Annotated in this window: 16 protein-coding genes; 10 read left to right on the forward strand and 6 right to left on the reverse strand. The window is 71.3% G+C overall.

The window, feature by feature from the left end:
- Positions 1-264 precede the first annotated feature (264 nt).
- The 8 genes from BT364_RS15570 (at position 265) to BT364_RS15605 (ending at position 7713) form a co-directional block, all read left to right on the forward strand.
- A complete protein-coding gene (locus tag BT364_RS15570) occupies positions 265-1821 on the forward strand; it encodes an ATP-binding protein (protein WP_072485744.1) in 1557 nt (518 codons plus the stop codon).
- Entirely contained in the window at positions 1818-2261 is a 444-nt protein-coding gene (locus BT364_RS15575; protein ID WP_072485745.1) for a roadblock/LC7 domain-containing protein, read from the forward strand. The genes BT364_RS15570 and BT364_RS15575 overlap by 4 nt, the downstream gene beginning before the upstream one ends.
- The gene (locus BT364_RS15580) at positions 2258-2623 is read left to right on the forward strand and encodes a DUF742 domain-containing protein (protein ID WP_072485746.1); all 366 of its coding nucleotides are present in this window, start codon (positions 2258-2260) and stop codon (positions 2621-2623) included. Before BT364_RS15575 ends, BT364_RS15580 begins: the two co-directional genes overlap by 4 nt.
- Positions 2604-3257, forward strand: coding sequence for a GTP-binding protein (locus BT364_RS15585; protein WP_072485747.1), 654 nt, complete (start codon positions 2604-2606; stop codon positions 3255-3257). The genes BT364_RS15580 and BT364_RS15585 overlap by 20 nt, the downstream gene beginning before the upstream one ends.
- Positions 3254-4534: a cytochrome P450 gene (locus tag BT364_RS15590; RefSeq protein WP_072485748.1), complete on the forward strand. Its 1281-nt coding sequence runs from the start codon at positions 3254-3256 to the stop codon at positions 4532-4534. Before BT364_RS15585 ends, BT364_RS15590 begins: the two co-directional genes overlap by 4 nt.
- Complete coding sequence (locus BT364_RS15595) at positions 4531-5739, forward strand: cytochrome P450 family protein (RefSeq protein ID WP_072485749.1); 1209 nt, start codon at positions 4531-4533, stop codon at positions 5737-5739. The genes BT364_RS15590 and BT364_RS15595 overlap by 4 nt, the downstream gene beginning before the upstream one ends.
- A 97-nt stretch (positions 5740-5836) precedes the next feature.
- Positions 5837-6955, forward strand: coding sequence for a phosphoserine transaminase (serC, locus tag BT364_RS15600; protein ID WP_072485750.1), 1119 nt, complete (start codon positions 5837-5839; stop codon positions 6953-6955).
- A 146-nt stretch (positions 6956-7101) separates the two neighbouring features.
- Positions 7102-7713, forward strand: a complete 612-nt coding sequence (locus BT364_RS15605) for a Uma2 family endonuclease (protein WP_072485751.1) — start codon at positions 7102-7104, stop codon at positions 7711-7713.
- Here the strand turns inward: BT364_RS15605 and BT364_RS15610 are convergent, their stop codons facing one another.
- The 3 genes from BT364_RS15610 to BT364_RS15620 all read right to left on the reverse strand — a co-directional run bounded on the left by BT364_RS15610 (position 7714) and on the right by BT364_RS15620 (position 9712).
- Positions 7714-8118: a DUF4259 domain-containing protein gene (locus BT364_RS15610; RefSeq protein WP_072485752.1), complete on the reverse strand. Its 405-nt coding sequence runs from the start codon at positions 8116-8118 to the stop codon at positions 7714-7716.
- Positions 8119-8184: 66 nt separating this feature from the next.
- Positions 8185-8712 carry a GNAT family N-acetyltransferase gene (locus tag BT364_RS15615; protein ID WP_072485753.1) on the reverse strand — a complete coding sequence of 176 codons (528 nt, stop codon included), beginning with the start codon at positions 8710-8712 and terminating at the stop codon, positions 8185-8187.
- A 4-nt stretch (positions 8713-8716) separates the two neighbouring features.
- Positions 8717-9712: a hypothetical protein gene (locus BT364_RS15620; RefSeq protein ID WP_072485754.1), complete on the reverse strand. Its 996-nt coding sequence runs from the start codon at positions 9710-9712 to the stop codon at positions 8717-8719.
- A 58-nt stretch (positions 9713-9770) separates the two neighbouring features.
- Here BT364_RS15620 and BT364_RS15625 point away from each other — a divergent pair, with 58 nt between their 5' ends.
- Positions 9771-10457 (forward strand): GDSL-type esterase/lipase family protein, encoded by a 687-nt coding sequence (locus BT364_RS15625; protein WP_072485829.1) that lies wholly within the window; start codon positions 9771-9773, stop codon positions 10455-10457.
- Positions 10458-10478: 21 nt separating this feature from the next.
- Entirely contained in the window at positions 10479-10625 is a 147-nt protein-coding gene (locus BT364_RS40130; protein ID WP_107408238.1) for a histidine phosphatase family protein, read from the forward strand.
- Between the two features lie 12 nt (positions 10626-10637).
- Here the strand turns inward: BT364_RS40130 and BT364_RS15630 are convergent, their stop codons facing one another.
- The 3 genes from BT364_RS15630 to BT364_RS15640 form a co-directional block, all read right to left on the reverse strand.
- The gene (locus tag BT364_RS15630) at positions 10638-11264 is read right to left on the reverse strand and encodes a helix-turn-helix domain-containing protein (RefSeq protein ID WP_072485755.1); all 627 of its coding nucleotides are present in this window, start codon (positions 11262-11264) and stop codon (positions 10638-10640) included.
- Between the two features lie 35 nt (positions 11265-11299).
- Positions 11300-11890, reverse strand: a complete 591-nt coding sequence (locus tag BT364_RS15635) for a TetR/AcrR family transcriptional regulator (protein WP_072485830.1) — start codon at positions 11888-11890, stop codon at positions 11300-11302.
- Between the two features lie 421 nt (positions 11891-12311).
- On the reverse strand, positions 12312-12962 hold the full coding sequence (locus BT364_RS15640) for a hypothetical protein (RefSeq protein ID WP_072485756.1): 651 nt from the start codon (positions 12960-12962) through the stop codon (positions 12312-12314).
- Between the last annotated feature and the right edge of the window lie 59 nt (positions 12963-13021).

Genomic DNA, 13021 nt, shown 5'->3' on the forward strand with positions numbered 1-13021 from the left:
CGCCGTCCGTTTCCCCCGAATACGTCAATACGTCGGAATACGTCGGGCGCGTAGTCACATACGTAACAGAGAGGCCACAAGATCTTCCCAAAGAGAGCGTCAATTCTCATATAGTGACCGAGACTTGCCTTGGAATTGTCAGCTCCAGTTGCCTCATTCAGCTTGGCAGTTCCGAACTGTCCCGATCTGTACCGTTCGATCCGCCCGACCTGTCCCACCTGTCCGTTCCGTCCGTCCGCACCCGTCCGCTCCCAAGGACTCCCATTGAGCCCCTCATCCCGGCCGACCGCAGTGGCCCTGCTGATATCGCTGGCCGTCACCGGATCCCTGTGCCTGTGGGCGGTCGCCGCCGCCCCCGATTCGGTACGGCCCGCGCTGGCGTGGGGGGCGGGTGGAGCCGCCGTGGTGCTGTCCGCCGCCGTGGCCGTCGCCGTCCAGGCCCGTGCCAACGCCGGCCGTCTGCGCGCCCGGCTCACCTCGGAGACCCAGCGGTTCACCGGCGAGATCAGCCGCCTCGTGTCCGCCTCGGCCGCCGAGGGCCAGCGGTTCACCGCCGAGACCGCCCGGATCAAGTCCGCGTCGGCGGCCGAGACGGCACGCCTCAGGTCCGCGGCCGAGGCCGAGACGGCACGGATCACCGCGCATGCCGCCGCCGAGATCGAACGGCTCACCGCGGAGATCGCGCGGCTCACCGCCCGCGCGACCCGCAGCGAGACCGAGCGCTCCGCCGCGGTCGCCGCCTGCGCCAACGCCGCGGGCCGGATGCAGGCCCTGGCCACCAGCATGCTCGCCGACCTGCGCGAGATGGAGCACCGGCACGCCGCCGAGGACGTGCTCGGCGATCTCCTCCACCTCGACCACCGCACCGCCCAGGCGGGCCGGCTCGCCGACTCCATCGCCGTGCTCACCGGCGCCCGCTCCGGGCGGCGCTGGGCGAAGCCGATCGTGATGGAGTCGATCCTGCGCGGCGCGATGGGCCGGATCAGCGGCTACCAGCGGGTGCGGCTCCACTCGACCAGCGATGTCGCGGTGGCCGGCCACGCCGCCGAGGGCGTCATGCACGCGCTCGCCGAGCTCCTCGACAACGCCGCCAACTTCTCGCCGCCCACGGCCGAGGTCCATGTGTACGTCGAGGAGGTGCCGGCCGGCATCGTCCTGACCGTCGAGGACAGCGGCCTGGTCATGAGCGATGTGCAGCTGCGCCGCGCCGAGCGCGCGGTGTCGGCGACCGACCAGGACCTGACGGGGCTCTCCGGCACCCGGCTCGGCCTCGCCGTCGTCGGCCGGCTGGCCCGCAAGCACGGTCTGACCGTTGCGTTCCGGCCGTCCGCGCGCGGCGGTACGGGCGCCCTGATGATGCTCCCGCAGGAGCTCCTCACCCGGACCCCCGTACCGGCCCCGGCCCCGGTGTCCCGGCCGGTCCCCGAGCCGGAGCCCACGCACGGCACCGCCCCGGCGGAGACGGGGACGGCGACCGGGGCGGCGGCTCCCACGTCCGACGCCCAGCACCCGCAGCACGCACCGGCCCCCGCCGAACCGGCCACCCCCGCACCGGCGGACCCCACCACGGGCCCCGCCGCGGACTCCCCCGCCTCCGATACCACCGGCAACCTCCCCCGGTTCGGCGAGAGCGGGCTGCCCAAGCGCCCCCGCGGCCGCACCCTCGCCGCCGCCGAGGCCCGCGCCCAAGCCCACTCCGACGACGCCACGGCCCCCCGGCCCCGCACCTCCGACCCCAAGGAACAAGCAGCCCGCTTCAGCAGCTTCCGCCAGGCTGTTCGGGCCAATTCCCCGCACCCGGAAGAAGGCAACACCCGATGACCGCCACCACCGACGAGAAGCTCAACTGGCTGCTGGAGGGGCTCCTGGAGCGCACCCCCGGCACTCGTCACGCCCTCGTCCTGTCCAGGGACGGCCTCAAGCTGTGCCGCACCCCCGAGCTCTCCGTCGACCAGGCCGACCAGCTGGCCGCGATCTCGGCCGGGATCCAGAGCCTTTCCCACGGCGCCTCCGTCGAGTTCGGTGACGGCACCGGCGGCGTACGGTCCGCGATGGCCGAGTTCTACGGCGGTGTGCTGTTCATCGTCGAGGCGGGCGCGGGCGCCCATCTCGCGGTCGTCGCCTCCGAGGACTCCGACGTCGGCCTCATCGGCCACAACATGAGCGAGCTCGTCGAGCAGCTCGGCGAGCATCTCAGCGCCCCGCCGCGCTCCCCCGCGGCCTCCGAAGTCACCGCCGCCGACGCCGACGCGGCCGTATGACCCGCCCCCGCCGCCCCGGCCGGGACGACGATCCGGACCGGCTGTACACCCTCACCGGGGGCCGCAGCCGGTCCGACTCGGACGCTTTCGACCTGGTGACGCTGGTGGTATCCGAGTGCGAGCCGACCCCCGGCATGCAGTCGGAGCACGTCACGATCCTGCGGATGTGCCAACTGCCCACCGCGGTCGTGGAGATCGCGGCGGGCCTCGGCCTGCCCGTCAGCATCGTCCGGATCATGCTGTCCGACCTGCTGGACACCGGACGGATCAGCGCCCGCCACCCCCGTACTGCCCGTGTCGCGGACCGGCTCCCCGACCCCGAGATCCTGGAACAGGTGCTCGTTGGACTCCGCAACCTCTGACCGTGCCGCCCTGCGGGCGACGGCCGACAACGGACTGAAGATCGTCGTCGTCGGCGGCTTCGGCGTCGGCAAGACCACCATGGTCCGCTCCGTCAGCGAGATCCGTCCGCTGAACACGGAAGAGACCATGACCCGCGCGGGCGAGGCCGTCGACCACCTCGACGGCGTGCAGTCGAAGACCTCCACGACCGTCGCGTTCGACTTCGGCCGGATCTCGCTCGACGAGCGCTCCGTGCTGTACCTCTTCGGCGCCCCCGGCCAGGAACGCTTCTGGTTCCTGTGGGACCGGCTGTTCTCCGGCACGCTCGGCGCCGTCGTGCTCGTCGACACCCGCAGGCTCGCCGACTCCTGGTACGCGATCGACCGGCTGGAGCACCACGGCACGCCGTTCATCGTGGCCTGCAACGACTTCGGCGGCCCGCTCCACACCGAACAGCAGATACGCGAGGCGCTCGCCCTTTCGGACGACGTGCCCCTGGTGGAGTGCGACGCCCGGGACCGTTCGTCCAGCAAGTACGTACTGATCACGCTGGTCGAGTACCTCCACACCCTTTCGCAGGGCGGGGCTGCCGCCCGGTCCGCCGCCACCCGTCCGGAGACCGCGCCGGAGAAGACCCCGGAGCCCACCTCGTGACCCAGCCCCCGGCCCCGCCCTCCGGCTGCCCCGTCTCCCAGGGCCGCGTGCCTCTCTCCGGCCCCCGGTTCCAGACCGATCCGACCCGGCTCTACCGGGAGATGCGCCGCGACCACGGGGCCGTGGCCCCGATCGTCCTCGACGGCGACATCCCGGCCTGGCTCGTGATCGGCTACCGCGAACTGCACCAGGTCACCGGCGACCCGGTGCTGTTCAGCCGCGACTCCGAGCTGTGGAACCAGTGGGACCACATACCCGCCGACTGGCCGCTGCTGCCGATGATCGGCCGCAAGCAGCCGTCGATCCTGTACACGGTCGGCCCCCGGCACACCGAACGCGCCGCGATGATCAGCGACGCGCTGGAGGCCGTCGACCCGTTCGCGCTCAAGCGGTACGCGGAGAAGTTCGCCGACGCCCTCATCGACAAGTTCTGCGCCACTGGCGGCACCGAGATCATCGCCGAGTACGCGATGCTGCTGCCCGCCCGCGTCCTGGCCAAGATCTACGGCTTCAGCGACACCATCGGCCACGCGCTCGTCGGCTCGCTCAACGACATGATCGACGGCCGGGAACGGGCACTGGCCGGCCAGCAGCACCTCGCGTCCTCCATGTTCCAGCTGCTGGCCGACAAGCACGCCGAACCGGGCGACGACGTCGCCTCGCGGATGATCGCCGACCGCGGCCACTTCACCGACGAGGAGATCGCCCAGGACCTGATGGTCATGATGGCCGCGGGCCACCAGCCGACCGCCGACTGGATCGGCAACTCGCTACGGCTGATGCTCACCGACGACCGGTTCGCCGCCTCCCTCTCGGGCGGCCGGCACAGCGTCGCCGAGGCCATGAACGAGGTCCTGTGGGAGGACACCCCGTCGCAGAACATCGCGGGACGCTGGGCCTCGCGCGACACCCGCCTGGGCGGCCGCCACATCCAGGCGGGCGACCTGCTGGTGCTGGGCATCGGCGCCGCCAACGCCGACCCGCAGGTCCGCACCGACGGCTCCGAGATGACCGGCGGCAACAACGCCTTCCTCTCCTTCGGCCACGGCGAGCACCGCTGCCCGTTCCCGGCCCAGGAGACCGCCGAGGTCATCGCCCGTACCGGCATCGAGGTACTGCTCGACCGGCTCCCGGACATCGACCTCGCCGTCCCCGCCGGACAGCTCACCCGGCGCCCGTCCCCGTGGCTGCGGGGCCTGACCGGCCTGCCGTTGACCTTCACGCCCACTCTCGCACTGGGACCTGTCACGGAAACCGACACCGGAGGCCAGAGATGACCCGGATCGTCCTCGACCCCTTCGTCACCGACCTCGACGGCGAGAGCGCCCGGCTGCGTGCCGCGGGCCCGCTCGCCGAGGTGGAACTGCCGGGCGGGGTGCACTGCTACGCGGTCACCCACCACGCCGAGGCGCGGCAGCTGCTCACCGACAGCCGGATCGTGAAGAACATCAACGTCTGGAACGCCTGGCAGCGCGGCGAGATACCGATGGACTGGCCGCTGATCGGCCTCGCCAATCCGGGCCGCTCCATGCTCACGGTCGACGGCGCGGACCACCGCCGGCTGCGCACCCTGGTCGCGCAGGCGCTGACGGTGAAGCGGGTGGAGCGGCTGCGGGCCGGCATCGAGGCGCTGACCACGGCGAGCCTGGACCGGCTGGCCGCGCTGCCGAAGGGCGAGCGGATCGACCTGAAGGCGGAGTTCGCCTACCCGCTGCCGATGAACGTGATCAGCGAGCTGATGGGCGTGGACAGCGCCGACCACCCGCGGCTGAAGGAGCTGTTCGAGAAGTTCTTCTCCACGCAGACGCCACCGGAGGAGGTCCCGCAGATGATGGCGGACCTCGGCGAGCTCTTCGCGAAGATCGTCGACGGCAAGCGGGAGAACCCGGGCGACGACCTCACCAGCGCCCTGATCGCGGCCTCCGAGAACGGTGACCAGCTCACCGACGAGGAGATCGTCAACACCCTCCAGCTGATCATCGCGGCCGGTCACGAGACCACGATCAGCCTGATCGTGAACGCGGTCGTCGCGCTCCAGACCCACCCCGGGCAGCGCAAGCAGGTGCTCGGCGGTCAGGTGCCGTGGGAGAACGTGATCGAGGAGACCCTGCGCTGGAACACCCCCACGTCGCACGTCCTGATCCGGTTCGCCACCGAGGACATCGAGGTGGGCGACAAGGTCCTGCCCAAGGGCGAGGCGCTGATCGTCTCCTTCGGCGCGCTCGGCCGCGACGAGGCGCAGCACGGTCCGACGGCCGGTGACTTCGACATCACCCGCTCCCCCAACCACCACATCGCGTTCGGCCACGGCCCGCACGTCTGTCCGGGTGCGGCGCTCTCCCGGCTGGAGGCGGGCGTGGCGCTGCCCGCGCTGTACGAGCGGTTCCCGGAGCTGGAGCTGGCCGTACCCGCGTCCGAGCTGCGGAACAAGCCGATCGTCACCCAGAACGACCTGCACGAGCTGCCGGTGGACCTGGGCTGACCGACGGGCCCCCGTACGCGGTCCACGGACCGGAGCGGGTGTCTCATCCGACGGACACGGTGCTCGGCCGTGTCCGTGAGGCACTACGCTCCGGTTCGTGGCCGATATCCAGATTCCCGCTGACATCAAGCCCGCCGACGGACGCTTCGGCGCCGGTCCTTCCAAGGTGCGGACGGAGGCGCTCGACGCGCTGGCCGCCACCGGTACGTCTCTTCTCGGTACGTCCCACCGCCAGGCCCCGGTCAAGAACCTGGTCGGCGCGGTGCGTCAGGGCGTGCGCGACCTCTTCTCCCTCCCCGAGGGCTACGAGGTGATCCTGGGCAACGGCGGCTCCACCGCCTTCTGGGACATCGCGACGCACGGACTCATCGAGACGAAGTCCCAGCACCTCAACTTCGGCGAGTTCTCGTCGAAGTTCGCGAAGGCCGCCAAGCTCGCCCCGTGGCTGGCCGACCCGACCGTGATCGCCTCCGACCCGGGCACCCACCCGGACCCGCGGGCCGAGGCGGGCGTCGACGTGTACGCCTTCACGCACAACGAGACCTCGACCGGTGTCGCCGCGCCCGTCAAGCGCGTCGCGGGCGCCGACGAGGGTTCTCTGGTCCTGGTGGACGCCACCTCCGGCGCGGGCGGCCTGCCGGTCGACATCACCGAGTCGGACGTCTACTACTTCGCCCCGCAGAAGTCCTTCGCCTCCGACGGCGGCCTGTGGATCGGCGTCTTCTCCCCGGCGGCCCTGGAGCGCGCCGCGCGCGTCCACGCCTCCGGCCGCCACATCCCGGAGTTCTTCTCGCTGCCCACGGCGATCGACAACTCCCTGAAGAACCAGACGTACAACACCCCGGCCCTGGCCACGCTGTTCCTCCTGAACGAGCAGCTGACCTGGATGAACACCCAGGGCGGCCTGGACTTCACCACCGGCCGCACGGCCGCGTCGGCGCGGAACCTGTACGGCTGGGCCGAGGAGTCGAAGTACGCGACCCCGTTCGTCACCGACCCGGCGAAGCGCTCGCAGGTCATCGGCACGATCGACTTCGCGGAAGAGATCGACGCCTCCGCCGTCGCCAAGGCCCTGCGTGCCAACGGCATCGTCGACACCGAGCCGTACCGCAAGCTGGGCCGCAACCAGCTGCGCGTGGCGATGTTCCCGGCGATCGACCCGTCGGACGTCCAGGCCCTGACCGCCTGCATCGACTACGTGATCGAGAAGCTGTAACGAGCAGTCGCACGAGGAAGGGCTCCGCGCCGGCGCGCGGGGCCCTTCCTCGTTCACTCGGTCAGGTGGCGGAACGGCTTTCGGGCGCTGGCGACCGGACCGGCCTACGATGATGACCTCGACATCACCCCTTCAGGAGGCCCGCAATGTCTGCAGCAGCAGTCGAGCACCCCTGTGACGGTGAGCCGGAATCGCTGCTCGACACGGCCAACAGCCTCATGGAGCAGCACCCGGGTTACCGCGTCGAGATCATCGGAGGCGTCATCACCGTGGCCCCACCCCCGGACGGACCGCATGCCAACGCACTGACCACGCTCATGATCCCCTTCCTGGCCGCAGGCCTTCACGGCGAGGAGAGCAGCGTCCTCCAGGGAATCGGCCTGTGGCTCCCCGGCGGCCCCGAGGACTACGCCATCCCCGACCTGGCGGTCGTCGACGCCGATCTCGACGAGCATCTGGTCGATAACAACTGCTACGACCCCGCCGTCTTCCGCCTCGTCCTGGAGGTCACCTCCAGCAACTACAACAACGACCTGCGCAACAAGGTCGCCGCCTACTCCGAGGCCAAGATCCCGGTGTACGTGATCATCGACCGCAGGCACGGCCGGGTGCATGTCCTGACCGAGCCCATGGGCGGCGGCTACGAAAGTCACCAGGTGTACGCCCCCGGGCAGACCGTCACCCTCCCCGAGTCGATCGGCGCCCCGGTGGCCCTCGACGTCGCCGAGCTCATCCAGGCCGGCCGCCCCCGCTCCTGATCACCCGGCCGCCACCAGGACCTCCCGGAGGCGGGCTATGCCCAGGGCCCATTCCTTGTCCCCCCCTTCGTCCCACAGCTCGCGCAGCTCCGAATTCTCGCCCAGCACCGCGTCGAGCGCCTTCACCGCGAGGGGGCGCAGGTCCGTCGCGAGGACGGGCAGCGGATTGTCGGGGCCGTACGCGGTGGTCACCGGCTCACCGCCCGGACACTGGGAGGCGACCAGCGCGGCCGCCGCGACGGCGGGAGCGCCCTCGTCGCTGTCCAGGTAGTCCGTGGGGGCGATCGCGGTCTCCAGGGCCTTGCGGATCACCGCTTCCCGTCCCGCCTCCGGCGCGTCGTCGATCTCCCCGGAGAAGTCCGCGGCGGTGTCGTTGTCGAAATGGCCGGTGTCCCAGGTGCCCATGAGATGCCCTTCGCAAGTGCTGTGCTTACGTGCACCACTCTGGCATCGACCACTGACAACGGCGGGTCAGTCCTCCCCCGCGCCCCGCTCCCAGCGCCGTTCGCCCTCGCACCACTCCTCCGTCGGCACCAGTCCCGCCGCACCGGCCACGGCGGCGGAGGCGTCGTGGTCCGGATGGATGTGGGCGAGGACAGTACGCACCGCCCCCGTCCCCGGCCCCGCCGCCAGCAGGTGCGCCACCAGCCCCGCCGCGGCCTCCTTCGCGTACCCGCGCCCCTGCCACCGCGTCCCGACCACCCAGGCGATCTCCGCCGCCGCGCCCGGCACGTCCACCGTCGCCTGCACGTATCCGGCCAGGCGGCCCTCGCCCCGTACCCGCAGCACCCAGTTCCACCACCGCACCCCGGGGTCCGGCGAACCGGCGGTCTGGCGTCCGTAGCGGGCCCTCAGCTCGTCGGCGGTCTCCGGGGCGCCCCCGGTGTACGTGTGCAGGGCCGGGTCGCCGAGCACCGCCGCCATCTCGTCCGCGTACGCGACCCGCAACGGCAGCGCGTCCAGCCGCGCGGTGCCGAACGGCCCGGGATCGAGGTTCATTCCCTCAGTTCCCCTTCCTGCGTCGCCCCATGAAGACCAGGAAACCGATGCCGGCGAGCACGAGCACCCCGGTCAGGGTCGTCCCCTTCACGTCCCCGGTGCCGTCGCTCCCCGCCCCGGCGGACGAGGCCGACGAGTCGCCGCCCCGGGACGGCGACGTGCCGCCGCCCCCGTTGCCGCCGTCCACGTCCACCCGTTCCACGTCGCTCTGCTCCCCCTCCGAGCCGAACATCAGCGCCGAGCCGTCCGCCGTGTACGTCACGGACTCGGCCTGCCGCTGGATCGGTGCCCGGACCGCGTCGTCGGCGCCGAGCCTGCCGTTCTCGAAGACATAGCCCCGGGCGCTGAAGTACGAGCGCAGCACCAGCTCCTTGCCGTCCGGCGAGAACGCCCCGTCCGTCACCCACGGCACCTCGCCCACCCGCCGGAAGACATTGGTGGCCCCGGTGGTCAGCTTCGCCGGGCCCTCGTACAGCCCGCCGCCGTCCTCGTTCTTCGACGCGATGTAGACGCGCCCGGTCACGGGGTGGACCATCAGCGCCTCGGCGTTGCGCGGGCCGTCCGCGTACTTCACGTCGAACTGGGTGGCCCGGACCGTCGCGTCCCTCAGCTCCTTCGGCTCCGGGAAGCGGTAGATCCAGACGTGGTCCCAGCTGCCGTTCAGGTTGTCGCCGATGTCACCGACGTACAGGTTGCCGTCCGGTCCGAGGGAGATGGCCTCCACGTCGCGGGGTTCGCCCACCCCCTTCATGGTGATGGTCGCGACGGTCTTCCCGGTCCGGGAGTCGACGGCGTAGACGTACGGCCCGTCGTCGCTGTCGTTGTGCGTCCAGTAGATGCCGGGGTGGGCGCGGCTCGCGGCGAGGCCGCTGGACTCGGTGATCCGGGAGTCCTCGATCGTGAAGCTCCGGTCGGCTCCGGCGTCGGCCACGGCCGGAGCCGCACCGGTGAACAGGAGGAGCAGCGCGGCGGCTCCGGACACAGTCAGGTACGAACGCATGGCACAAGTGTCCATCGTCACGTCGCAGGCGGCAGGAGTGATCCGCGATGATGACGCCATGCGGTTCACGTTTGTCGGCGATTCCATGACCATCGGCTGCGCCGGCGACTTCACCTGGCGCTACCGGATGTGGCAGCACCTCACCTCCACCCTCGGTGCGCCGTTCTCGATCGTCGGGCCGCGCAGGGCGCTGTACGACACGGTGGCGGGCGCCCCGGTCAGTCACGCGTACGGCGCGCCGGACTTCCCCGCCGAGGCCCGCACCCACCTGGCCGGCTGGGGCGAGGGCTGGCTGCACATGGCCCCGGTGATCGCCGGCACGGTGGCCGGGCACCGCACGGACGTCCTGCTCGTCTCGCTCGGCCTGATAGACCTCGGGTTCTACACGGACAGCGACCAGACCGTCCTGAACGCAAGGGCGTTCATCACGGCGGCCCGCACCGCGAACCCGCACGTCAAGATGGTCCTCCTGCCCGTGATACCGAACATCCGGGCCGAGTCGGACGCCCCGTTCGCCGCCGAGTGCGACCGTTTCAACGAGCTGCTGGCGAAAGCCGTCGCCGACCTCGACGAGCCCATGTCCCCGGTCCTGCTGGCCTCCCGCCCCCCGGGGTACGACATCCACGAGGACACGTACGACGGAACGCACCCCGGGCCCACCGGCGAGCACGCGCTGGCGGGCGCGTTCGCCGAAGCGATGCATCAGGCGTGGGGGCTGGGCGGCCCGTACACACCCCGGCCGTGAGCGGACACGAAAGGGACTGACATGGCAGGAACGGCCACCCGGCACCTCTATCTCGTCCGGCACGGCGAGGCGGCGGGGGAGGACGACGACAGCACGCTGACGGAGGCCGGCCGCCGCCAGGCGCAGCTGCTGCGCTGGACGGGTTTCCCACCGGAACTCCGGGTCTGAGCCCGGGACTTCCTACCGGCCGTCCGAAGAGGGCCGGGCCCGCACGTGCATCCGCTCGCCCTGCTGCCCGAACAGGCTGAGGAATTCGACCGGCTCGGGCCCGGCACTGGCCCAGGCGTGCGGCGTACGCGTGTCGAACTCGGCGACCTCGCCGGCCGTGAGCACCAGATCGTGTTCGCCCAGCAGCAGCCGCAACCGCCCCGCCAGCACGTACAGCCACTCGTACCCCTCGTGCACCCGCTGCTCCAGCGGCCCCGTGGACCCGCGCCCGCCGGGCAGGATCTGCTTGTACGCGTGCAGCCCGCCGAGGTGCCGGGTGAGCGGTACGAACGTCATGCCGTCGCGGGTGAAGGGGCGGAAGTGGATGCGCGGGTCGCCGGTGGCCGGGGCGCCGACCAGTTCGTCCAGCTGCACCCCGTACGCCTTCGCCAGCGGCAGCAGCAGTTCGAGGGTGGGCTTGCGGCCGCCGGACTCCAGGCGCGAGAGGGTGCTCAGGGAGATCCCTGTCGTCTCGCTGAGCTGCGCCAGCGTCGTGCCGCGTTCCTGGCGCAGGGCCCGCAGGCGCGGGCCGACGCCCGTCAGAACGGTCGTGATCTCGTCGTCGTCCGGTCGTTCCGCGTGCTCCGCGCCGTCTTCCATGGGCCCATTATTTGCCGACACGGCAACCGGACGCGTCAGGACGACAGGATCATGGCCAATGAGAGCCGGGTCAGCTCGTCGGTCAGCCACTCGGCGTCGACCTGGCGGGGCCGGCGGCCGTGGTGGGCCATGAGTTCGTCCACCGAGTGGTTGAGCACCGTGACGGTCACCGTGTGGTCCCTGGCCACCGCCTCGCCCCGGCGCACGGCGCGCTCGGCCTCGGACGTCAGGAACTCGATCCACATCGCCCGCCAGGTCGCGAGGTGCTTGTCCACCTCCCGGCTCACCCCGAGCACCTCGACGAAGGCCACCCGGGCCGCGCACCGGTCCTCGGTGACCGCCTTCACATAGGCCTCGAAGAGCAGCCGGACCCGTTCCTCCGTCGGGCAGTCCTCCATGCCCTCCGCCATCAGGGCGTTCTCGGCCGCGCGCAGCCCGTAGGTCGCCACCTCGTCGTACAGCGCCATCAGCAGCACTTCGCGGGAGACGAACTCCTGATGGAAGACATGGACGGGCACCTTCGCGCGGGCGCACAACTCCTCGATGCCCGTGTGCGCGTACCCGTACGCCCCGAACAACTCGCGCCCTGCCCGCAGGAGTCGGTCCCGTGCCCCCAGGAGCTCCATGGACCGCCCGACCGTCCCGTTCCGCCGGCTCGCCACGACACCCGTCATCGGTCCTCCTTCGTCGTCCGTACCGCTGTCCCCACTCTTCCCGCTCCACGCGGTCGGTGGTGGGTCCGCCACGCACTGAGGACTCCATCACTTCCCGGGCTCCCCCGCCTCCGGAACTCCCCAAGAAACAACCCTCGGGGGGCGCGAGACCTGCCCCTTCACGCCTCGGCGCAGGCGCCCCCGCCCCCGAACCGGGCCCGTACGACCGGGGTTGCCGGCCCCGTCCCCGCCGCCCGGCAGGCCGCCCCCGGGCGGTTTCACCGGGCTCTGCCCAACTGGACGGCCGACGCCGGCTCCTGCGGCGGTTTCGCCCTCACGCACCGCGGCCGGTGAAGCGCGTGCTTCACCGGCCGCGGAGTTGTTCCGTACGGGGTCAGGCCTTGCCGGTGCAGATCGCGTCGTAGGGCCGCCCCGGGCTCGGGAACAGCTCCAGGGGCTTGCTCCCGACCGGGCACTGCTCGGCCGTCTTCGTCAGGTCGAGCACCTTGCTCACACCGCTTCCGCCGCTGCCGCAGGCGACCTCCTTGGCCTGGTCGTCCACGCAGTCGCCCTTCACCAGCTGACCGCCGCCCGCACCGGCGTCACCGGGGTGGTCGCCGCTCAGGTTGCGGCCGCAGATGGTCTTGCTGGGGATGCCGGACTTGGCGTCGCCGCCGGAACCGAAGGAGACCTTCACCGAAATGATCGCGTCCGTACCGGCCGGGCACTGGATGGAATCGGAGAAGATCGCGCCGTCCTTGATCTCCAGGGCCTTGAGCGTGGCCTTGGAATCGCCGCAGTCCAGGGGCTGGTAGGCATCCTTCGCGCTGCTGTCGGGCCCTGCGCAGTCGCCGACCTTCCAGTCCTTGGCCGCGTGGGTACCGTCGCTCGACTTGTTGCAGGCAGTGGCCGCACCGAGGACGAGTGCGACGGCCACCACCGCCTTCGAGCCGTTCAGGAGAGCCGTACGAGAGCTGCGTCGCGGGGAGGAAACGGTGCTGCTTCGGCTACCGCTACGGGGTCGCGTGCTGCCGTTGACTCTCATGCTGCTCCTTGGAGTTCGGGTATGGGGCGCGGCCAGCACAGCACTCGGCGTGGCCCGCG

This window comes from Streptomyces atratus, assembly GCF_900119365.1.
GTDB classification, from domain to species: domain Bacteria; phylum Actinomycetota; class Actinomycetes; order Streptomycetales; family Streptomycetaceae; genus Streptomyces; species Streptomyces atratus_B.